Below are 21,782 nucleotides of genomic sequence, written 5' to 3' on the forward strand. Positions count from 1 at the left end.
CACTTCACCTACTTTCGTTTGTCGAACCCGCATAATCAATAAGAACAAGGGTGATATTATCTTCCCCGCCACGATCATTCGCCAATTGAATGAGACGTTGTCCCTTAGTTTCAAGCTGTTCATTTAACTGTAAAACTTGTTGCATATCAGCGATAGAAACTTTGTTAGATAATCCATCAGAGCAAAGAAGTAACTGATCATCTTCCTCAAGCACCAACGTTTTAACATCTAATCCGACTTTTTCTTCTGTTCCTAATGCTCTTAACAAAACATTCTTTTTGGGGTGATATTCTGCGTCTTCTTTTGAAATTTCACCATGTCTCACAAGTTCATTCACAAGTGAGTGATCTTCCGTCACAAGCGAGATTTCCCCCTCTGACACCATATAACAACGACTATCTCCTATATGACCTATTGTCACAAAATTTGGCGTACAAATCGCTATTATAAGTGTTGTTCCCATGCCATTACATTCTACATGTTGCTTAGAGTACTCATATATACGCTCATTAATAATCCCAACACTAGTATGTAACCACTCTTCTACTTTTTTCGGTTCATTCATATTATGCGTTTGCTTCCAATAATCATGGAATAATTGAATGGTCATCGAGCTAGCTACATCACCAGCTCGATGACCTCCCATTCCATCTGCTACTACCGCTAAAATATTTCCATCTAAATTGTGAAAAACTCCTGCACTATCTTCATTATGTTGACGAACTTTTCCTTTATCTGATAGAAACACGGCCTTCATCTCGTCACCTCGTCTCTTCTTTGCGCTCCTTCGCACGCAACTGACCGCAGGCTGCATCAATATCATGACCTTGTTCACGGCGAATTGTTACATTCACTCCACGATCTTTTAACGTTTTTTCAAATAAGAAAATTTGTTCACGTGGCGTACGTACATAATCACGTTCAGGTACGTAGTTTACCGGAATTAAGTTCACATGACATTTTACACCTTTTAAGAGCGCAGCAAGCTCTTCAGCATGCTCAACTTGGTCATTTTCGCCTCCAAATAGTCCATATTCAAAAGTAATACGACGCCCTGTTCTATTTACATAGTATTTAATAGCTTCCATTAAATCAGGTAGCTTATAAGCACGGTTAATCGGCATTAATTTTGAACGTAATTCTGAGTTTGGAGCATGCAATGAAATCGCAAAATTAATTTGTAAGTCTTCTTCAGCAAACTTATAAATTTTCGGGATAATTCCACTCGTCGAAACTGTCATATGTCTTGCACCAATATGAAGTCCTTTTTCATGGTTAATGATGCGTAAGAATCCCATTAAATTATCGTAGTTATCAAATGGTTCTCCAATTCCCATAACAACAAGAGAACTTACACGTTCTTCTGATTCATCAAGTGCACGCTGCACTTCTACTACTTGCGCTACAATTTCTCCAGCTTCTAGGTTTCGTTTTAAACCACCAAGCGTCGAAGCACAGAACGTACAGCCAATACGACAACCCACTTGCGTTGTTACACAAATGGAATTTCCATATTCATGTCGCATTAATACCGTTTCAATAGAATATCCATCATATAATTGGAATAAGAATTTAATTGTTCCATCCGAAGACGTTTGTTTTACTAACGTGTTTAAAGTAGTAATATCAAAGGAATTCGACAATTTATCACGCAATCCTTTAGAAAGGTTTGACATATCCTCATAATTTTTCACACGTTTTTTATATAACCAGTCAAAAATTTGTCCAGCACGGAATTTTGGTTCTCCTTGTTCCTTTAACCAATCTTGCATTTCATGAAGTTGTAAAGAGTAAATTGATGGTTTTTTCGTTTCTAAATTTTTCTTTTGTTTTCTCACAGTCGTTTCCACGATGCTACACCTTCTTCCTTAAACAAGCAATATAAAAGCCATCTGTTGCAAAATAATGCGGTAAAATTTGTACTTGACCTTTATCCATATACGGACTTAGCTTTTCTGGCATACGATCTTTTATCGTAGTATCCCACTCAAACTCAGGATGCTCTTGTAAAAATCGTGCTATTACTTGTTCATTTTCTATTTTCTCAATTGTACACGTACTATAAACAAGGCGACCACCTTGTTTTAATAACGGTGCGATTTTTTCTAGTATTGCAAGTTGAATCGTCGATAATCTTTCACTATCGCCTTTATCTTTACCTAACTTAATATCAGGCTTACGTCTAATTACACCAAATCCAGAACATGGGGCATCTACTAATATTTTATCAAACGTTTCATTTGCAAAGTGTTCTTGCACTTTTCGAGCATCTAATGCCTTTGTTTCGACATTTTCTAGACCGAGTCGCTCTGCTTGTTGTTTAATTAAACGTACTTTGTGTGCATGTAAATCAAGGGACATGACTTGACCAGTTCCTTTTAATCGCTCTGCAATATGCGTTGTTTTTCCGCCTGGAGCAGCACAGCTATCAAGAACTACATCTCCCTCGTTCGGTTCCAAGGCACGTGCTACCAGCATAGAACTTTCATCTTGAATAGAAAGAAAACCTTTTTTAAACGCATCTGTGTGCGCTATATTTCCTTTTTCAATTTGAATTGCATCATCTGATAAATCGCCACGCTTCGCTTCTATACCTTCACTAGCCAATAATTTAATTGCTTCTTCTATTGTTATTTTATCAACATTTACACGCGCTGTTGGTACAGGTGGTAACATGTTAACTTCACAGATTTTCTCCGCTGTCTCTAAACCATATTCAGAAGCCCAATCTTGTACAAGCCACCTTGGATGACTTGTTGCAATCGCCAGACGTTCTACTGGTTCCTTGATTTCATCTACAGAAGGTACACCTTCTCTTTGAATCGAACGTAATACACCGTTCACCATACCAGCAATTCCTTTATGCCCGCGACGCTTTGCAATCTCAACTGCTTCATGAATAGCCGCTCTTTCGGGCACTCGGTCTAAATAAATCATTTGATATAAAGATAAGCGAAGCAATACTCTTACCCACGCCTCAACCTTCTTATTTAAAAAAGGCTGTAAATAATAATCTAATGTGTCACGACGTTGAATCGTTCCATATACAATTTCAGTTAATAAACCAATATCTTTTCTATCAATTGTACTTTTTTCAATTAGATTATTTAAAAGTAAGTTACTATATGCACCACTTTTTTCTACTTGAATTAAACCATCAAGAGCTAATTCACGAACATTTTGTCTCATGCATTTTCTCCTAACTTCGTTCCAATTTCAGGTTTTGTACCACGTAAAAATTGTGAACAACTCATACGCTTTTTACCAGAAGGTTGCAACTCAGTAATTTTAACACCTGTTTCATTGCCAGTTGCTACAACAAAACCATCTTCTTCGATCGCAATAATCGTACCTGCTTCAGCCGCTTCGGTTACGGGTACTTTTTCTCCCCACCATACTTTAACAACTTGTCCTGCTAAAGTTGTATAAGCAACTGGCCATGGATTCAATCCGCGAATGTGATTGTATACTTCTTCACCTGTTTTTGTCCAATCAATTTTCTCTTGCTCACGTTTTATATTATATGCAAACGTTACCTCTTCTTCGTTTTGTTTAATTGGTTCTAACTTACCTTGTATTAGTAAAGGTACTGTTTTAGATAGAAGATGTGCCCCTGCTTCGCTTAACTTATCAAATAATAAGCCTGTCGTTTCACGCTCTTCAATCTCCACTTCTACTTGCGTTAAGATATCTCCAGCATCCAATTTTTCTACCATATACATAATTGTAATACCTGTTTTTTCTTTCCCTTCCATAATTGCATAATGGATTGGTGCACCACCACGAAGTTCAGGAAGTAAAGAAGCGTGGACGTTAATACATCCATACTTCGGTGCTTCTAAAATTTCATTTGGTACAATTTGACCAAACGCAGCTGTTACAATTAAATCTGGCTCTAATGCCAATACTTTTTCATATTCGTCTTTTTCACGAATTCTTAACGGCTGTAACACCGGAATACCATGTTTTTCTGCTTCAACTTTAACAGGTGTAGGTGTTAATACTTTTTTTCTACCTACCGGACGATCCGGTTGCGTCACAACACCTATTACATCATAGCCATCTTCAATAAGACGACGAAGCACCGGCACTGAAAAGTCCGGTGTTCCCATAAATACTACTTTTATCATTTAAAAACCGCTCCTTTTAACACCTATTCTAATTCGTTTTCCTCATAATATCTTGTCACTTTCGATGTAAATAACACACCGTGTAAATGATCGATTTCATGTTGAATTGCACGCGCTAAAAACCCTTCTGCTTCTAGTAAAAATACTTTACCTCGACGATTTTGCGCGCGTACTTTAATATAATCCGCACGTTCCACTTCACCATAAAGTCCCGGGAAGCTTAAACAGCCTTCGGGACCTACTTGTTCACCACGTTTTTCTAGTATCGATGGATTAATTAACTCGATTTTTCCCGTATCATCACCGATATCAACTACCGCCACTTGCAAGCTTACCCCGACTTGAGGCGCAGCTAAACCGACTCCGTCCGCAATTAGCATTGTTTCATGCATATCTTTTAACAATTTCACTAACTTTTTATCAAAGTTAATTACTCTTTCACACGGTGCTTCTAACACTTCATTTGGATGCTTTACTATTTCTAAAACTGCCATATTTCCCTCCGCTACATTAACATTGTTGGATTAAAATCAATTGAGATTTGTAGCTCTTTTTGCATTTCTGCTTGATAATGTTCATTTACCATTTTGAGCACGTTCTTTAAGTTTGGTTCCCGTTTGTATTTTATCATGCATTGATAACGATATCTATCTTTTATCCTTGGAATTGCTGAAGCAACCGGTCCTAACACCATTGTTTGCTCTGTGCAGTGCGACCGTAAATGACCGACAATTTTTTCCGTCACTTGTACTGCTTTTAATAATTCCGGGTGAGATACCGTCACAAGTACAACATAGTAATAAGGTGGATATTGTCTCGTTCGTCTCATCAGCATTTCTTGGTCAAAAAACACATCATATTGTTGGTTCTTTGCTAACTCTATACTGTAATGTTCTGGCGTATACGTTTGAATTATAACTTCCCCGGGCAATTCATGTCTGCCTGCTCGTCCACTTACTTGCGTCAATAACTGATAAGTCTTTTCGCTCGCCCGAAAATCAGGTAAGTGAAGCATCGTATCTGCAGTTAAAACCCCAACAAGTGTTACTTTAGGAAAATCTAATCCTTTCGCAATCATTTGTGTTCCAAGTAATATATCTGCTTTTTCTTCCCCGAACGCCTTTAATAATTTTTCATGCATTCCTTTGCGACTTGTCGTATCTACATCCATCCGAATGACTCGTGCCTCTGGAAATAGTTTTGTAATTTCTTCTTCTACCTTTTGTGTACCTGTACCAAAGAAACGAATATATGTACTTTGACAAGCAGGACACGCATTCGGCATATTCTCTTCGTAACTACAATAATGACATTTTAAACGATGGTTCATTTTATGATATGTCAGCGAGATATCACAATGCGGACATTGTACAACGTACCCGCAATCCCGGCACATAACAAATGTAGAATGACCTCTTCTATTCAAAAAGAGCACCATTTGTTCTTTCTTTTCTAATCGATCTGCTATTTTTTCATGCAGTGCCTTCGAAAACATGGAACGATTTCCATCACGGAGTTCTTCACGCATATCAACAATTTCTACTGTTGGTAAAGCTTGTTCGTTCATACGCTTTTCCATCGTTAGTAATTCGTACACACCTTTTTTTGCTCTTGCAAACGATTCAAGTGTTGGTGTTGCACTACCAAGAACGATAGGACATTTATGATACTGTCCCCTCCACACAGCTACATCCCTTGCATGATACCTCGGATTATCTTCTTGCTTATAGCTCGATTCATGCTCCTCATCAATAATAATAATCCCTAAATTTTCAAAAGGAGCAAATACAGCTGAACGTGCACCAACTACGACTTTCACTTCTTTTCTTAAAATCTTACGCCATTCATCATATTTTTCTCCAACAGACAACGCACTATGAAGAACCGCAACTTGCGAGCCAAATCTACCTTTAAAACGATCTACCATCTGAGGCGTTAATGCAATTTCAGGAACAAGCACAATCGCTTCTTTTCCTTTCTCGAGCACCGCTGCTATAGATTGTAAATATACTTCTGTTTTTCCGCTTCCTGTAACACCATATAGTAAAAATGGATTGTAAATTTCATTTGTAATTGATGATAAAATTGGTGCAATAACTTGCTCTTGTTCCTCCGTAAGCGGGAATGGTTTCGTTTGCTCAAAATCATCATCGTCATATGGATTCCGATATACTTCCACATACTTTTCTGAGATTAGCCCCTTTTTAACAAGAGCTTTAATCGGAGCCTCTGTTATTTGCAACTCTTCTGTTATCACTTTCAACGGCACGCTTTTATAATTTTCCACAAAATAATAGAGTACATCTTGTTGTTTTTTACTTTTCAGTTCAAATGCTGCTAATTCCAATTTATCTTCTGGCAATTCCGGTAGGACGACTCTTTGTTTCTTCTTTTGCACTTTATCTTTCACCTGATAAACAACTTCAATCGTACCATTTTTAATTTCTTGTTGAATAGTACGGTATAGATGTGGCTGCGTCTCAATCGCTTCCCAATCTATTGCTTCTTTGCCCTGAAATAAAAACAGTAGTTCAGGTGCTACTTCTTCTTGTTTACGAAGTTGAAGACGCTTTTTATACGTTGCTTTTATTGCTGTTGGAAGCATGACTTGAAAAGCTGAAATCATATAACATAACGTTTCACCTGTAAGCCAATATCCAAGCTTTAATAATTCCTCGTTTAGAACCGGCGTTACATCTAATATTTCATGGATTGTCTTTAACTTCTTGCTTTCTACTTCAGCCGAATCTTTGATCCCAATAATAAAACCTTGCAATTTCCTTGGGCCAAATGGAACTACTACACGCATGCCTGTCTGGACAATATCTTCCCATTTTTTAGGGATAATATAATCAAATGGTCGATCTGTTTGACGTGCAGGTACATCAACAATTACACTTGCAAATTTCATAGACGACCATCTTCTAACATCATTTCAATTTGCTTTAATATTTCACGAGCAACTTCTTTCTTCGTTAAAAGTGGTAACTCGATAATCTCTCCATCTTTTTTATACATTGTTACAATATTCGTATCTGTACCAAATCCAGCTCCTTGCGCTTTTACATCATTCGCAACAATCATATTTGCATTTTTTTCACGCAATTTTCTCGTTGCGTATTCTTCTACATTTGTCGTTTCAGCCGCAAAACCGATAAGTAACTGTTGGTCTTTCTTTTCACCTAACGTTTTTAAAATATCTACTGTTCTCTCTAGTTCAATTACAGCATCACCATTTTTCTTTTTCATTTTATTATCATGAACATATTTCGGGCGATAATCTGCAACTGCTGCTGTTTTAATGACAACATCTACGTCTTGATAATGTTGAAGTACTGCCTCTAACATATCTTGTGCAGACTCTACTTGCACTGTTGTTACATGTACTGGTGGATTTAATGCTGTCGGTCCCGAAACGAGTATGACATCAGCACCTAAGTTCGCTGCCACTTCTGCAAGTGCATATCCCATTTTTCCAGAAGAAAAATTCGTCATAAAACGAACTGGATCAATCTTTTCACGAGTTGGACCAGCAGTTATTAATATCTTTTTTCCTTGCAATGGTTTTTTTTCTGAAAAGGCCTCTTCTAACCGTGCAATAATCGCTTCTGGTTCTTCTAATCTTCCCTTCGCTACATAACCACAAGCTAAAAAACCTTCTCCAGGCTCAATAAATGTATATCCTAACGTTTTTAACGTCATCATATTTTTTTGAACAATTTTATTTTCATACATATGCACATTCATAGCAGGTGCAATCCACACTGGGGCTGTAGTAGCTAACAAAGTAGTTGTAATCATATCATCTGCAATACCGTTAGCTAACTTTCCAATACAATTAGCTGTAGCAGGTGCAACAAGTACAACATCTGCCCAATCTGCTAAATCGATATGAGCAATAACAGCTGAGTCTTTCTCATCGAATGTATCCGTATATACATCATGGCGAGAAAGCGCTTGGAATGTAAGAGGTGTAACAAACTTCATTGCCGACTCACTCATCATTACTTTTACAATAGCACCAGCTTGTGTCAATTTACTCGTTAATGCAGCCCCTTTAAAGACTGCAATGCCTCCTGTTACACATAAAAGTATCTTTTTCCCTTTTAGCATATGGCTCGTCCTCTTTCTTTTTCAAACTTATAATACTGAAACAAAATTCTCAGCTCGTCAGTACCAATATTTCTTCCCTACCGTAAAAAAATAACAACCTACTTGTAAATAGGTTGTTACCGTTACATAGAAAATTATAAAGTCTATGTTTTAATTTGTCGAAAAGAAGGTCTTAATCAATTATTTTGCCTTCACTTGGTACATATTTTAATACTTCTGCATCGATTTCTTCTAATGATTTACCCACACATTTATGAGAAACAGGCTTTTCAATAACACAATTGTCCGCAAGTTGCATTTCACGTGCACGCTTTGCAGCTACTGTTACAAGTGTATATTTAGAATCGATTTTTGTTAATAATGAATCAATTGATGGATTTAACATAATTATAGACCCTCCGTCATTTCTTTATAATATTTTGCTACTCTTTCGCGGCGGCAATGTTCACCAACCACAATTGCTTTAATTCTTTCACAAGCTAATTCAACTTGATCGTTTTCTACAACATAGTCGTAAGCGTCCATCATTTCGATTTCTTCTTTCGCTACCGTTAAACGATTTTCAATAACATCTTCAGTTTCTGTACCACGGCCGACAATACGGTTCTTTAGTTCAGATAAACTTGGGGGTGCTAAGAAAATAAATACACCTTCTGGGAAAGCTTTCTTAACTTGAATTGCTCCTTGCACTTCAATTTCTAAGAATACATCTTTTCCTTCTTGTAATGTTTTTTCAACATAGTCAATTGGTGTTCCGTAATAATTACCTACGAACTCAGCCCACTCAAGTAATTTTTCATTACGAATCATTTCCTCAAATTCTTCTCTCTCTTTAAAGAAATAATCCACACCATCCACTTCACCTTCACGTGGCTTACGTGTCGTTACTGAAATGGAGTACTGAAAACGTGTATCCTCATGACTAAACAGCTCTTTTCGAACCGTTCCTTTACCAACCCCAGAAGGTCCTGAAAGAACGATGAGCAATCCTCTTCTACTTCTCATAAATATGTAAAACCTACCCTTCCTCACTTAAATCTTCTTTATTATTCAAACGATGTGCAATCGTCTCTGGCTGAATTGGACTTAATACAACATGCCCATCATCCATAACAATAACCGCCCTTGTTTTTCTCCCATACGTAGCATCAAGTAAAGCATTATGTTCGCGTGCTTCCTGTACTGTTCGTTTAATAGGAGCTGACTCCGGACTTACAATAGCAATAATTCGATGAGCAGATACAATATTTCCGTATCCAATATTTAAAAACCGCATGGCCATAGTTTGCGCCTCCTAGTAAGTCTATCCGATTTCTCCACCACGTATAACTTTATATATTTTTTGAAAGCTACTCAATATTTTGTACTTGTTCACGAATTTTTTCAAGGTTATTTTTCATTTCTACAACATATTTTGAAATTGTTAAGTCATTTGCCTTAGAACCAATCGTATTAATTTCTCTATGCATCTCTTGCACGATGAAATCCATTTTCCTTCCAACAGGCTCTTCAATCTGCAGTGTTTCACAGAATTGTTCTAAATGACTTTGCAAACGAACTAACTCTTCGTGAATATCACAACGCTCAGCAAAGATTGCAACTTCTGTTAGCAATCTTTGTTCATCTAGATCTTGATTATGTAATTCCTTTAAGCGATTTTCTAATCGTTCACGATATTTTTGTGTAACAATTGGTGCATGCGGAATAATTGCGTTTACACAATTGTGAATCTCTTGTAAACGATACGCTATATCTTTATGTAATCGTTCTCCTTCGCCATCTCTCATCGTTTTTAACATATGAGCAGCTTGGCGAACAGCCTCATATAAACTGTTCTCAAATTGTTCATTTACGTTTTCTACCTCTTCAATCGCTGTTACTTCTGGCATTGCCATTAATTGCTCGAGTGTAATAGAATCTTGTAATTGAAATTTTCCTTTTATATCTTCCATAATCGATTGGTACTGCTCAAGAAGCGACCAATTCACACTTAATTTTCTTTCAACAAGCCCTTCACCCGCTATACTAATAGACACTTCAATACGTCCACGGCGAACTTGCTGTGCAATTATTTTACGAATTTTGTCTTCAAATACCATCATTTGCTTCGGTAGTCGAATACTCATCTCTAGAAAACGGTGGTTCACCGATTTCATTTCTACTGTAATTTGAAAAGTATCACTTTCTACTTTCGATCTTCCAAATCCTGTCATACTACAAATCATTTTTTATCACATCCAAGCCATGAAATAACTCAATGAAAAAGGTAATAGAGACAAGGCTCTACTACCTTCTGTAAATTATATCACATTTTCATATCATTGACTATTTCAAGTTTAATCCCTTCTTATATAATATTGGCTTTTCCTTCTTCCCCTTTTTCCCTGTTAATAAAGAGCCTACTAATAAGAAGGTCGGAATTGATGATAAACCTCCAATTAACAACCAATCTCTCGCTTGTATTGGCATCGTGCTAAAAATCGGCTGTAACGGTGGATAATATATAACGACGAGCATAAGTAGTAATGAAATGATAACCGCTCCTACTAAATACACATTTCCAAACGGATTGCGGTGGAAAACAGAATGCTCACTTCGGCAATCAAATACATGAATCAGCTGAGCAAGTACCAACGTTGCAAACGCTACAGTTTGTGCATATTTCAGTTCATTTGGATGTTGATTATATGCAATAATAAACGCTACTAACGTCACTGCCCCAATTAAAAAGCCACGGCTTATAATTTTCCAGGCAAGCCCTCTAGCAAATACCCCTTCTTTCGGATGACGCGGCGTCCTCTTCATCACGTCTCCCTCGGCCTTATCCAAACCTAACGCCATCGCCGGTAAACCGTCAGTAACTAAATTCACCCATAAAATTTGAATTGGAACCATGGGCAGCGGTAATGCAAGCAACATTGCAAATAGCATGACCAAAATTTCTCCAACGTTCGATGCTAATAAATAACGAATAAACTTACGTATATTCTCGTATATATTTCTACCTTCTTTAATTGCCGATTTAATCGTAGCAAAATTATCGTCCAACAAAACAAGAGATGAAGCTTCTTTCGCAACGTCTGTCCCCGTAATTCCCATCGCTATCCCAATATCCGCTGTTTTTATAGCTGGAGCATCGTTCACTCCATCACCTGTCATCGCTACTATATGTCCTTTATTTTGCAACGCCTTAACAATTTTCAATTTATGTTCTGGTGATACACGAGCAAATACATACGTATCTTCTACAACATTTTCTAGTTCTTCTACATCCATATTTGCGAGTTCTACTCCTTCAACAACGCGTCCTCCTTGTGGTAAAACCCCTAATTGTTCCGCAATCGCCATTGCTGTAACTTTATGGTCACCTGTAATCATCACTGTTCGAATACCAGCTTCTCTGCACTCTTTTACAGCCTGCTCTACCTCTGGTCTTGGCGGATCAATCATACCTTGTATCCCAACTAACATAAAATCCTTTTCAACGTCTCTTTCATGTTCGGTAGAATCAGTTGCTTTTAATGGCTTAAATGCAACTGCAATTGTTCGCAGCGCTTGACTACCTAAACTATGAATAGCCGCCTGTACTTCTTTTCTATACAACTCACTTAGTGGTTGTTGCTTATCTCCCCATAAAATCGTTTGACTCATTTGCAGGAGGACATCTGGTGCTCCCTTCGTAACAACAAACTTTTTTCCTTCTCTATCTCGTACAATAACACTCATCATTTTCCGAGTTGAATCAAACGGAAATTCACGAATAATTTCAAATTTCCCTTTCAGTGCCTCACGCGTTATCCCCGCTTTCATTGCTGCAGCTACAAGTGCTCCCTCAGTTGGATCTCCATCTAATACATACGCCTTTTTCTTTTGAATAATATTTGCATTATTACATAGTGAACCAAATGTGAGTAGTTGATAAAGTGCTTTCGTCTTAGCTGGATTAACTTCTTTTTCACCTTTCAGAAAAGATCCATTAGGTTCATACCCTTGACCTGTCACTTTCCACAACTCTCCACCTGACCACATATGTGTTACCATCATTTTGTTTTGCGTCATCGTTCCTGTTTTATCAGAGCATATAACAGAAGCACAACCTAACGTTTCTACCGCTGGTAACTTTCTTACAATCGCTCTCTTTTTTATCATACGCTGTACACCAAGCGATAAAGCTACTGTAACAATTGCCGGCAACCCTTCTGGAATAGCAGCAACAGCTAGCGACACGCCAGCTAAAAACATATGATACACTTCATTTCCTTGATACACCCCGGCTAATACGACAAGCGCTGTCAAAACAAGAGCCACAATAATTAATATTTTTCCGAGTTGCTCTAATCTTCTTTGCAGTGGTGTTTCCATTTGCTCTGCATTTTGTAACATATTTGCAATTTGGCCCATCGCTGTATTCATACCAGTTGCTACAACGACTCCTGCTCCAGAGCCTCGCGTAATCATCGTACCCATGAAAGCCATATTTTTTTGATCACCAATTGAAACATCTTGCCCTTGCAATGCTTCTACCTTTTTCTGCACCGGTACGGACTCTCCTGTCAAAGCTGATTCTTCGATATATAAACTCGATGCCTCAACAAGACGTACATCAGCTCCAATACGATCGCCACTAGAAAATTTAATAACATCACCTAAAACGAGTGCTTTAGACGGTACCTTTACCCACTTTCCATTTCGCAGTACAGTAACTTGCGGGGCGGCTAGCTCTTTTAAAGCTTCTAATGACTTTTCAGCCTTTCTTTCTTGAAAAAAGCCAAGAATACCATTGATAATAACAATTGCTACAATCGCAATAGAATCAATGTATTCCCCTAAAAAAGCAGAAACTATTGTTGCACCAAACAAAACAAGTACCATAAAATCTTTAAATTGTGCCAAAAATACCATCAGCGCAGAAGGCCTTTTTGCTTCATCTAATTCATTTGTACCAAATTTTTTTATTCGCCCCTCTGCTTCTTTCTCTGTAAGTCCAACCTTCACATTCGTATTCGTTCTTTCTTCCACTTCATTTGCGCGCATTCCATACCAGTTCATCCCGCTATCGACCTCCTGATTCCAGACATACTCTATTGAAAGCTTATTCAGCCTCGTCCAAAAAAATGCTATAATTAACTTTTAGTTAGAAAGGAGTGTTCATTTATGGCATTCGATGGATTATTTACAAGAGCAATTACACATGAAATTGCAAATTCTCTTTACACGGGACGAATTTCCAAAATATACCAACCTTCAAAGTACGAGATTTTATTACATATTCGAGCAAACGGAAAAAATCAAAAACTGATTCTTTCCGCTCATCCGACATATGCACGTTTACACTTAACAAATCAAAATTACGATTCACCTGCACTTCCGCCAATGTTTTGTATGCTTCTCCGTAAACATCTAGAAGGTGGATTCATTGAAAAAATTGAACAAATTGATTTAGAGCGTATTATTCAAATCACAGTTCGTAGCAGAAATGAAATTGGTGATGAATCGCTAAAAACATTAGTAATTGAAATAATGGGACGACATAGTAACATCATTTTAGTAGACACAAAAACAAATAATATTTTAGATAGCTTAAAACACGTTTCTTTAGCAGTAAACCGACATCGAACTGTATACGCTGGAGCTGAATATATTGCACCACCAGCACAACATAAGATTAACCCACTTCAAATTGGAACAAATGATGAATTTATTAGACCGCTAGACTTTCTATCTGGAAACATGGATAAACAGCTTGTTGGCACCTTTACGGGAATATCGCCGTTATTCGCAAAAGAGGTAGTGAAAAAGGCAGTTATGGTAAATGAAAAAGCATTAGCTGATGCATTTTTCTCCATACAAAAACCATTATTAACTCATACATATTCACCAACAATGACTACTTCAAATGGGAAAGAATTCTTTTATCTTTTCCCTCTTGCGCACTTAGCAGGAGAAAACAAAACATTCTCATCTGTTAGTGAATTGCTAGACCGATTCTTTTTTGGAAAAGCAGAGCGCGACCGCGTAAAACAACAAGCTCATGATTTAGAACGCTTTATGCAAAACGAAAAAAATAAAAATGAGAAAAAACTCATTAAACTAGAAAAAACATTACAAGATGCCGGAAAAGCAGATAAATATCAACTATTTGGAGAATTACTTACAGCCAATATGTACGCTTTGAAAAAAGGGGATAAAGATATTGAAGTCGTTAACTATTACGACGAAAATGGCGGAACTGTAAAAATCACATTAGATCCTTTAAAAACACCATCTGACAATGCGCAACGTTATTTCCAAAAGTACCAAAAAGCGAAAAATTCAGTTGTTGTTGTAGAAGAACAAATCAAAAAAACAAATGAAGAAATTCTTTATTTTGATAGCTTACTTCAACAAATGGAAGCTGCTTCTTCAAAAGATATTGAAGAAATTCGTGAGGAATTAGCTGAAGAAGGTTATATGCGCAATCGTAAAACGAAAAACGCAAAGAAAAAGCCTACTAAACCAGTATTAGATAAATATGTAGCTAGTGATGGCACAGAAATTTTCGTCGGTAAAAACAACAAGCAAAATGATTATTTAACAACGAAATTTGCCCGCCGTGATGAAATTTGGTTACATACGAAAGACATACCTGGTTCTCACGTTGTCATTCGTTCTTTAGAACCTGCTGAAGAAACTTTACTAGAAGCTGCCAAAATTGCTGCTTATTACAGTAAAGCAAAAGAGTCTAGCTCTGTACCTGTTGATTTCACCAAAATACGTCATGTGAAAAAACCGAGTGGTGCAAAACTTGGGTTTGTTACGTACGACAATCAGCAAACCGTATATGTAACACCGGATGTTGACACTGTAATGAAATTAAAAGCTTAAATACAAAAATGCGTTGCTAATAAGCAACGCATTTTTGTATTCGTTCAGACTAGTTCATATACCCATTCACTAATTCATAACATCTTTCTTTTGTCATCTTGTATTTCTCTTCTGAAGCTTCTATACGTCTCATCGTTCCGTTATTTGTATCAGTACCAATTGCTTTAACCTTACTTTCCTTTTCTTTAACCCACGCAATTTGTTTCGTTTTTAATGACTGAAATGCATCAGGGGACATCGTATTTTTTAATGTACTGTAAATTTCATTTAGTTTATTATCCCACAGTTCATAATTTCCTTCTATTTCATTTACTATGTCATTTGTTGACATGACATTTGTATGTTTTTCTTGGTTTTCTAGAGCCGCTAACTCATTTAAAACCTTATTTTTACCTACTGCTGACGAAGTTTCTTTTTTAGTCTGCTTCTCTTCTTTAGAAGTAGCATGCGTATTCATGCTATTTCCCTTAATGTTTTCGTGTTCTTGACTACTATTTTCTTTCGCTACTTTTTCCTGTTTTTGCTCATCTAAATTATATGTAATAACCGATGTTTTTGCATCCACAGCTATTGATCTAGTATTTTCTTTAAAAATATATTTTTTGTCACCACTGTTTTCTTCTTTAACAAAATCGACATTCTTAAAGCCTCGAATCTTCAGAAACTCACTAGCTTCTTCCTTCGTAAGTTTTAAATCGCCCGGTGTATGTGCTGACCATTTATCTAGTAACCATCTTCCATCTCTATAAACGAAAATAAATTCCCATATCTCTGCTTCATTTCCCATATCATTTGAAGGTATAATAGTTTCAATCGTTAAATTTTTATCTTTCTGTGCATACGTTACTCTCATTTCTGGTTCAATATTAATAGGGAATGGCAACATATCTGTCTCTCTAGATCTATTAAATGTTTCAAGCGAATTAGGAAGCTGGTTCTCTACAAATTTTTCTGTAACTAATCCCTTAACTCCTTTTTTCGCTGTCGCCAAATCTCCAGGATTATTTCGACTCCATCCATTTTCTTTTTCCATCTCACTAAATGCATTTGCTATTGCATCTACACTCTTTCTTACAATCTTTTTCGCTTCTTTTTCTGTCACTTCTGGGGCTTCATCAAGCTGTTCAATCGTTTCATTTGCTTGAACTTTGATTTCACTTTTTTCACACCCTGTTACAACTAGCATACTAGCAGCGAAGCAAAATGACATGACTTTACTTAATTTCTTCATATACTCACATTCCTTATTCCTATTTATTCATTACGCACCTTTATCTACAAGAAAACATAACGACCTCTTATTATACCAATTCCCATCATTTATTTATACAAAAAATATAATATTAAAATTAAAAGTTTATGTTCTACAAGTCTATATTACTGTAAAATTTTTTGACATATTCATTTTATATGTGTCTAGTTTTTTTGACACGCAACTCCCTCTCCTCTTTTATTGTACATAAACATACTGGCACAATTCTTGCTTTATTAATATAAAAAGGAGGAATTAAAATGAATATAAGAATAACTAATATACAAAAACAACTACATAATTATGGAATTGACGGATTACTCATTACCAAAAAAGAAAATCGCCAATATGCAACAGGCTTTACTGGTAGTGCTGGCGGCGTCTTAATCTCTGCAGATACAGCTGTTTTTATAACTGATTTTCGCTATGTAGATCAAGCGAAGTCACAAATAAAAGATGCGGAAATCATTATGCATAAAGGAAATTTAGAAAAAGAAATTGCAAATCAAGTATCGAAATTAAACATTCAAAAACTCGGAATTGAAGAAAACAACATGACATTGCAACAATATAAAAACTTACAAAAATACGTACATGCAGAAATGGTTCAAGTGTGCGAAATCATCGAAAATATTCGTATTATTAAAGACACGCCTGAAATAGAAACAATGAAAATCGCAGCTAATATTGCTGACGAAGCATTTCACCACATCCTTACGTTTCTAAAACCAGGAATAAGTGAAAATGATGTACGAGATGAGTTAGAATTTTTCATGCGAAAAAAAGGGGCTACGTCCTCTTCATTCCAAATCATTGTGGCTTCTGGCGTTCGTTCTTCACTTCCTCATGGAGTTGCATCAAATAAAATAATCGAACGAGGCGACATCGTTACATTAGATTTCGGTGCACTTTATGATGGATATTGTTCCGATATAACTCGTACGGTAGCAATTGGAGAACCATCAGAAGAATTCAAAAAAATATACAATGTTGTACGCGAAGCATTAAAACGCGGGACTGAAGCAATTAAGCCTGGAGAAACTGCAAAAAGTATCGATGATGTAACAAGAAACTACATTACAGATTGTGGATATGGTCAATATTTTGGTCACTCTACAGGGCACGGTCTTGGCTTAGAAATACATGAACCTCTTCGCCTATCCCAAGAAAGTAAAGCTACATTAGAAGAAGGTATGGTTGTTACCGTTGAACCCGGTATTTACATACCAAACTGGGGCGGTTGTAGAATTGAAGATGATATCGTCATTACAAAAGACGGATATGAAGTTATTACAAAATCAAATCGAGAACTAATTGTTATTCCTTGTTAAAATCATGACCTTTTTTAAAAGGAGTTTTTCTCTTCACATAGAATTCTTTCTCTGGAGTCATCGTTTAAAGAGGGGGAATTTTAATTGAACTTTGTAATCGACAAGATAGATGGTTTACAGCCTGAATTTTCAAAACTTGTTTCCATGATGAATTACGCTCGTTACACAACGATGCAAGCAGTGGAAGGTTTAACAATTGAAAATCTTGATTATTTATATGATGAGGAAGCAAATTCAATTGGCATGCTTTTGTACCATATGGCTTCTATTGAATTTTACTACCAAATTCATACCTTTGAAGACCGTGAACCAACGGAAGCTGAATTAGAAAGATGGTTACCTGCTATTGAGTTAGGAGATCTTGGACGCGGGAAAATAAAAGGAAACTCGATAGAATTTTACATAAACACATTACAAGAAGTACGTTCCAAAACGATTGAGACTTTTCAATCGTTACCTGATGAATGGCTATTTAAAACGACAGACTTTTGGTATGACAAACCAGCAAATAACTATTTTAAGTGGTTTCACGTATTTGAAGATGAGATCAACCATCGCGGACAAATTCGTTTAATTAAGAAGATGCAAAAAGCCCATTCAATAAAGTAAGAAAGTGCCACCAGATAAGGTGGCACTTTCTTCTATTCATTAACGAATAACTTTTCGTTTACTTTTTTAGAGATTACTGCTACCAATATTAAAATACATATTAAATATAGCAATTTCGCAATAAATAACCACCCTTGAAACATTACAATTCCATCCATTATCTCATTTCCCTTCAGTAACAAAAACGGAATCGTACTAATTATAATAACAAACTCAATACTGAAAACAATTTTCTTTTTTCGGCTATATGCTTGCCATTCATTCCAGCGATACATGGGAGCAAAAATTAATACTCCTATACATAATATAACTGATACCCATTCACTTTTAAGAAATCCCGCTGAAATAACTGATAATAGTAAACAAATGAGCACACCATAATACCCTACTTTCTCTCTCATTCATACTCCCCCATTCTACTTCTCCTTTAATATGTAACTTGCTATACTTATAACAATTCTTAGAAAAATAACAACTATAATTACAAGATAAAGACCGTTTGCAGAAGACATCCATTCTTGAAAAATAGACATTTTCTCCATTTGTTTCTGACCCTCTATTAAAATAACCCATGCGAAAAATGAGCAAACAACGATGATACCTATCATAATTCCGATACTTTTCTTACTATATTGTTTCATACCATCCCAGTTATATAAAAGTATAAATACAAACCCGAAAACAGGTATGATACTTATCCATTCATTGTTTGTAAATAGCTTTAAAACGATTAATAGACTACAAGATATGATAAATCCCCAAAATCCAATTTTTTTGTGCATAAGCCCTCCTGTTATTCCATTTTTAGGATTAATTGTATTGTAACATCCATTTTTTATTCTTACCATTACAGTACATGAAATTTCACCTTTTTTCTGTTTCTTATACTCACATACTTTCACTACTTTCATACAATAAACTACACGATTGCCTAAGGATGTGAATGTTATGGGAGTTGAATTAACGCTATTACACGCTCTCTATATTATTTGTTTACTCACTATTATTACCTTTTTTATTCTCCGGAAAGATACGACAATTATTTGTATCGTTTTTATCTTTTTATTAGCATTAACTGCTACAAGTTCTATCCCTCTTGCCGTTAGCGGCATTTTTCAAAGTTTTATTTACGCCATTACCGAGCTATTACCAACTATATTAATCATTTCCATTATCGTATCCATGAGCAATTTACTCGTTCATACCGGTATAAATGATACAATGATTTCACCATTTACAAAGATGATCCGTACCCCTACCCTCGCCTACTGGATTATCGGCCTTTTGATGATGACAATTTCTTTCTTCTTTTGGCCTTCTCCCGCTGTCGCCTTAATGGGAGCTATTTTATTACCGGTTGCTGTACGCGTCGGTCTTCCGCCAATTGGAGTGGCAATTGCTATGAACTTATTCGGTCATGGGATTGCTTTATCCGGCGACTTCGTTATACAAGGCGCACCAAAATTAACCGCAGACGCTGCTGGTCTTCCTGTTTCTAGCGTTGTTTCTGCCAGTGTTCCGCTCGTAATTGTTATGGGCATTGTGACAACTTCCGTCGCATTTTTCTTCTTACGAAAAGAATTTCATACAGGACTATCCTTACAAGATTCCTCTTCATCAACTGAACCATCTAAAACTACTATTTTATTATCTCCTCACATAAAGAAATGGCTCGCCATATGTATCCCTATCATATATATCCTTGATATCCTTTGTATGATTAAATTTAAACTGCAAGGAAGCGATGCAACTGCACTTATCGGGGGAACGACTGTTTTTATGATTATCATTATTTCTCTCATCGCCTACAAAGGAAATGGATTAAATAAAACGACCGATTATTTCATAGAAGGGCTTCAATTTGGATTTAAAAATTTCGGACCTGTTATTCCAATTGCTGCACTTTTTTATTTAGGAGATAGCGGCTTTGTGAAAATTATCGGGGACTATTTACCAAAAGGTTCACACGGAATCATTAACGACTTAGGAATCGCCTTATCTCAAACTGTTCCTTTAAATCAATATGTATCAGCAGGGACATTAACTATCGTTGGTGTCATTACCGGCTTAGATGGATCTGGTTTTTCAGGTATATCACTTGCTGGTTCAATTGCAAATCTTTTCGGCACAGCACTTGGGCATGGAACAGCTACATTAACAGCACTCGGGCAAATTGCAGCAATATGGACCGGGGGCGGGGTGTTAATTCCTTGGGCACTTATTCCTGCCGCTGCGATTTGTAAAGTCGACCCATTTGAACTTGCACGCCGAAACTTTTTACCGGTTGTTATCGGTTTAATTGTCACAACTATCGTTGCGATGTTTATCCTATAACGTAAGCAAGTGTTTTCTTGCTTACGTTTTTTGCTTGTAAAATTCATCATGAATTACTCGTTTTCAAGAGGGATTCGTTCTTACTTAGCGAAATTATATTAGGAGAGTAATTATTTCAAAGCGTTTACGAGAAACAGATTACTGCAATTAGAAAAGGGGACATACCTATGAATGAATTGATTTTCGTCTTATTAATTTGTCCATTACTTATCTTTATCGTTTCTGTTATTGGAACACGTAGAACGAAAACGTATTACGTAATGCCGATTGTAACGTTTGCTACTTTTTTAATAATAGGTGTTATCGCCTTCACTCCAAAATTTTTCTTTTGGGTTGGCATGTACAGCATCTTCTCATTTATTGTTTCTTATATGACGCTATTGTTTGTGAAAGGGTATGAGGTTGTGGAAAAAGCTAAATAGTTGTTAGCAGGGAGATTGTCATATGATTTTCTTTGATATTGATGGAACTTTACTTGATTACGACACTGCTGAGAATAACGGCATCTCACATTTCTTCCAAAAGTATAATGATATTTTTTCAGGAAACGAATCAGAGTCTATGAATCTATGGCATGAATTATCCGAGAAGTATTTCAACAAATTTTTATCCAAGGAATTATCTTTTCAAGAACAACAAGGGATGCGAATGTACCATTTATTTAAAACATATGGAATAAACTTATCACCCGAAGAATCTCAGCACAGATTCAATCAATATATAGAACTATATAAGAACAACTGGGCCGCGTTTGAAGATGTACACTATACATTACAGACCTTAAAGCAAGAAGGGCACTCATTAGGTATTATTAGTAATGGTGACTATGAACAGCAAGTCGAAAAATTAACTGCTCTAAACATTCTACAATATTTCCAATACATATCTACTTCTAGTGAAATTGGTGTATCGAAACCAGACCCTGAAATTTTTCAAAGAACTGTATTACAATTGAATCTTGAAATGAAAGATTGCTATTATATTGGTGATCGATTAGAAATAGATGCCATTAGTAGTACAGTAGCTGGAATGCAAGGGCTATGGTTAAATCGGGGTAACTTGCCACTCAAATGTGATGTTCCTACTATCTGTTCGTTACATGAAATTATAACAATGATATAAAAAGACGACCGCGTTCCCCCGCGGTCG

General features: G+C 36.4%; 21 protein-coding genes. 6 read left to right on the forward strand and 15 right to left on the reverse strand.

Features of this window, described 5'->3' with window-relative positions; all coding sequences use genetic code 11:
• Window positions 1-4 precede the first annotated feature (4 nt).
• The 12 genes from ATN06_RS19640 to ATN06_RS19695 form a co-directional block, all read right to left on the reverse strand.
• On the reverse strand, window positions 5-757 hold the full coding sequence (locus tag ATN06_RS19640; protein WP_000648696.1) for a Stp1/IreP family PP2C-type Ser/Thr phosphatase: 753 nt from the start codon (window positions 755-757) through the stop codon (window positions 5-7).
• Between the two features lie 4 nt (window positions 758-761).
• Window positions 762-1,850, reverse strand: coding sequence for a dual-specificity RNA methyltransferase RlmN (gene rlmN, locus ATN06_RS19645; protein ID WP_001978968.1), 1,089 nt, complete (start codon window positions 1,848-1,850; stop codon window positions 762-764).
• Between the two features lie 4 nt (window positions 1,851-1,854).
• A complete protein-coding gene (rsmB, locus tag ATN06_RS19650; protein WP_060632007.1) occupies window positions 1,855-3,189 on the reverse strand; it encodes a 16S rRNA (cytosine(967)-C(5))-methyltransferase RsmB in 1,335 nt (444 codons plus the stop codon).
• Window positions 3,186-4,130 (reverse strand): methionyl-tRNA formyltransferase, encoded by a 945-nt coding sequence (fmt, locus tag ATN06_RS19655; RefSeq protein ID WP_060632008.1) that lies wholly within the window; start codon window positions 4,128-4,130, stop codon window positions 3,186-3,188. Before fmt ends, rsmB begins: the two co-directional genes overlap by 4 nt.
• 23 nt (window positions 4,131-4,153) lie before the next feature.
• Entirely contained in the window at window positions 4,154-4,624 is a 471-nt protein-coding gene (def, locus tag ATN06_RS19660) for a peptide deformylase (protein WP_060632009.1), read from the reverse strand.
• A gap of 11 nt (window positions 4,625-4,635) precedes the next feature.
• On the reverse strand, window positions 4,636-7,041 hold the full coding sequence (gene priA, locus ATN06_RS19665; protein WP_060632010.1) for a primosomal protein N': 2,406 nt from the start codon (window positions 7,039-7,041) through the stop codon (window positions 4,636-4,638).
• Complete coding sequence (gene coaBC, locus ATN06_RS19670) at window positions 7,038-8,243, reverse strand: bifunctional phosphopantothenoylcysteine decarboxylase/phosphopantothenate--cysteine ligase CoaBC (RefSeq protein ID WP_060632011.1); 1,206 nt, start codon at window positions 8,241-8,243, stop codon at window positions 7,038-7,040. The genes priA and coaBC overlap by 4 nt, the downstream gene beginning before the upstream one ends.
• A gap of 172 nt (window positions 8,244-8,415) precedes the next feature.
• Window positions 8,416-8,628 (reverse strand): DNA-directed RNA polymerase subunit omega, encoded by a 213-nt coding sequence (rpoZ, locus tag ATN06_RS19675; RefSeq protein WP_060632012.1) that lies wholly within the window; start codon window positions 8,626-8,628, stop codon window positions 8,416-8,418.
• Between the two features lie 2 nt (window positions 8,629-8,630).
• Window positions 8,631-9,248: a guanylate kinase gene (gene gmk / locus ATN06_RS19680; protein ID WP_001257740.1), complete on the reverse strand. Its 618-nt coding sequence runs from the start codon at window positions 9,246-9,248 to the stop codon at window positions 8,631-8,633.
• A 13-nt stretch (window positions 9,249-9,261) separates the two neighbouring features.
• Window positions 9,262-9,525: an extracellular matrix/biofilm regulator RemA gene (gene remA / locus ATN06_RS19685; RefSeq protein WP_001251456.1), complete on the reverse strand. Its 264-nt coding sequence runs from the start codon at window positions 9,523-9,525 to the stop codon at window positions 9,262-9,264.
• 67 nt (window positions 9,526-9,592) lie between these two features.
• Complete coding sequence (locus tag ATN06_RS19690; RefSeq protein ID WP_001978983.1) at window positions 9,593-10,468, reverse strand: YicC/YloC family endoribonuclease; 876 nt, start codon at window positions 10,466-10,468, stop codon at window positions 9,593-9,595.
• 100 nt (window positions 10,469-10,568) lie between these two features.
• Complete coding sequence (locus ATN06_RS19695; RefSeq protein WP_060632013.1) at window positions 10,569-13,292, reverse strand: calcium-translocating P-type ATPase, SERCA-type; 2,724 nt, start codon at window positions 13,290-13,292, stop codon at window positions 10,569-10,571.
• Window positions 13,293-13,397: 105 nt separating this feature from the next.
• Between ATN06_RS19695 and ATN06_RS19700 the strand changes: the two genes are divergently transcribed.
• Window positions 13,398-15,107, forward strand: a complete 1,710-nt coding sequence (locus ATN06_RS19700; protein WP_060632014.1) for an Rqc2 family fibronectin-binding protein — start codon at window positions 13,398-13,400, stop codon at window positions 15,105-15,107.
• A gap of 49 nt (window positions 15,108-15,156) precedes the next feature.
• Here the strand turns inward: ATN06_RS19700 and ATN06_RS19705 are convergent, their stop codons facing one another.
• Window positions 15,157-16,338: a lysozyme inhibitor LprI family protein gene (locus tag ATN06_RS19705; RefSeq protein ID WP_060632015.1), complete on the reverse strand. Its 1,182-nt coding sequence runs from the start codon at window positions 16,336-16,338 to the stop codon at window positions 15,157-15,159.
• A 281-nt stretch (window positions 16,339-16,619) separates the two neighbouring features.
• On the opposite strand from ATN06_RS19705, the gene ATN06_RS19710 reads away from it, so the two are divergent.
• Window positions 16,620-17,690, forward strand: a complete 1,071-nt coding sequence (locus ATN06_RS19710) for a M24 family metallopeptidase (protein ID WP_060632016.1) — start codon at window positions 16,620-16,622, stop codon at window positions 17,688-17,690.
• 84 nt (window positions 17,691-17,774) lie between these two features.
• Window positions 17,775-18,299, forward strand: coding sequence for a DinB family protein (locus tag ATN06_RS19715; RefSeq protein ID WP_060632017.1), 525 nt, complete (start codon window positions 17,775-17,777; stop codon window positions 18,297-18,299).
• Window positions 18,300-18,331: 32 nt separating this feature from the next.
• Here the strand turns inward: ATN06_RS19715 and ATN06_RS19720 are convergent, their stop codons facing one another.
• Both ATN06_RS19720 and ATN06_RS19725 read right to left on the reverse strand, forming a co-directional pair.
• Window positions 18,332-18,700, reverse strand: coding sequence for a YoqO family protein (locus ATN06_RS19720; RefSeq protein ID WP_060632018.1), 369 nt, complete (start codon window positions 18,698-18,700; stop codon window positions 18,332-18,334).
• A gap of 15 nt (window positions 18,701-18,715) precedes the next feature.
• Entirely contained in the window at window positions 18,716-19,147 is a 432-nt protein-coding gene (locus tag ATN06_RS19725) for a YoqO family protein (RefSeq protein ID WP_176225755.1), read from the reverse strand.
• A gap of 100 nt (window positions 19,148-19,247) precedes the next feature.
• Between ATN06_RS19725 and ATN06_RS19730 the strand changes: the two genes are divergently transcribed.
• The 3 genes from ATN06_RS19730 (at window position 19,248) to ATN06_RS19740 (ending at window position 21,755) form a co-directional block, all read left to right on the forward strand.
• Entirely contained in the window at window positions 19,248-20,633 is a 1,386-nt protein-coding gene (locus ATN06_RS19730; RefSeq protein WP_060632020.1) for a hypothetical protein, read from the forward strand.
• A gap of 167 nt (window positions 20,634-20,800) precedes the next feature.
• Window positions 20,801-21,055, forward strand: coding sequence for a YbeF family protein (locus tag ATN06_RS19735; protein ID WP_060632021.1), 255 nt, complete (start codon window positions 20,801-20,803; stop codon window positions 21,053-21,055).
• 22 nt (window positions 21,056-21,077) lie between these two features.
• Window positions 21,078-21,755 (forward strand): HAD family hydrolase, encoded by a 678-nt coding sequence (locus ATN06_RS19740; RefSeq protein WP_060632022.1) that lies wholly within the window; start codon window positions 21,078-21,080, stop codon window positions 21,753-21,755.
• Window positions 21,756-21,782: the final 27 nt, after the last annotated feature.

The organism is Bacillus thuringiensis (assembly GCF_001455345.1).
GTDB lineage: Bacteria > Bacillota > Bacilli > Bacillales > Bacillaceae_G > Bacillus_A > Bacillus_A thuringiensis_N.

Coding starts and splice junctions, on each gene's coding strand:
- ATN06_RS19640 (WP_000648696.1), bottom strand. CDS start 757: ATGAAGGCCGTGTTTCTATCAGATAAAGGAAAAGTTCGTCAACATAAT.
- rsmB (WP_060632007.1), bottom strand. CDS start 3,189: ATGAGACAAAATGTTCGTGAATTAGCTCTTGATGGTTTAATTCAAGTA.
- fmt (WP_060632008.1), bottom strand. CDS start 4,130: ATGATAAAAGTAGTATTTATGGGAACACCGGACTTTTCAGTGCCGGTG.
- def (WP_060632009.1), bottom strand. CDS start 4,624: ATGGCAGTTTTAGAAATAGTAAAGCATCCAAATGAAGTGTTAGAAGCA.
- priA (WP_060632010.1), bottom strand. CDS start 7,041: ATGAAATTTGCAAGTGTAATTGTTGATGTACCTGCACGTCAAACAGAT.
- coaBC (WP_060632011.1), bottom strand. CDS start 8,243: ATGCTAAAAGGGAAAAAGATACTTTTATGTGTAACAGGAGGCATTGCA.
- rpoZ (WP_060632012.1), bottom strand. CDS start 8,628: ATGTTAAATCCATCAATTGATTCATTATTAACAAAAATCGATTCTAAA.
- gmk (WP_001257740.1), bottom strand. CDS start 9,248: ATGAGAAGTAGAAGAGGATTGCTCATCGTTCTTTCAGGACCTTCTGGG.
- remA (WP_001251456.1), bottom strand. CDS start 9,525: ATGGCCATGCGGTTTTTAAATATTGGATACGGAAATATTGTATCTGCT.
- ATN06_RS19690 (WP_001978983.1), bottom strand. CDS start 10,468: ATGATTTGTAGTATGACAGGATTTGGAAGATCGAAAGTAGAAAGTGAT.
- ATN06_RS19695 (WP_060632013.1), bottom strand. CDS start 13,292: ATGAACTGGTATGGAATGCGCGCAAATGAAGTGGAAGAAAGAACGAAT.
- ATN06_RS19700 (WP_060632014.1), top strand. CDS start 13,398: ATGGCATTCGATGGATTATTTACAAGAGCAATTACACATGAAATTGCA.
- ATN06_RS19705 (WP_060632015.1), bottom strand. CDS start 16,338: ATGAAGAAATTAAGTAAAGTCATGTCATTTTGCTTCGCTGCTAGTATG.
- ATN06_RS19710 (WP_060632016.1), top strand. CDS start 16,620: ATGAATATAAGAATAACTAATATACAAAAACAACTACATAATTATGGA.
- ATN06_RS19720 (WP_060632018.1), bottom strand. CDS start 18,700: ATGAGAGAGAAAGTAGGGTATTATGGTGTGCTCATTTGTTTACTATTA.
- ATN06_RS19725 (WP_176225755.1), bottom strand. CDS start 19,147: ATGGTAAGAATAAAAAATGGATGTTACAATACAATTAATCCTAAAAAT.
- ATN06_RS19730 (WP_060632020.1), top strand. CDS start 19,248: ATGGGAGTTGAATTAACGCTATTACACGCTCTCTATATTATTTGTTTA.
- ATN06_RS19735 (WP_060632021.1), top strand. CDS start 20,801: ATGAATGAATTGATTTTCGTCTTATTAATTTGTCCATTACTTATCTTT.
- ATN06_RS19740 (WP_060632022.1), top strand. CDS start 21,078: ATGATTTTCTTTGATATTGATGGAACTTTACTTGATTACGACACTGCT.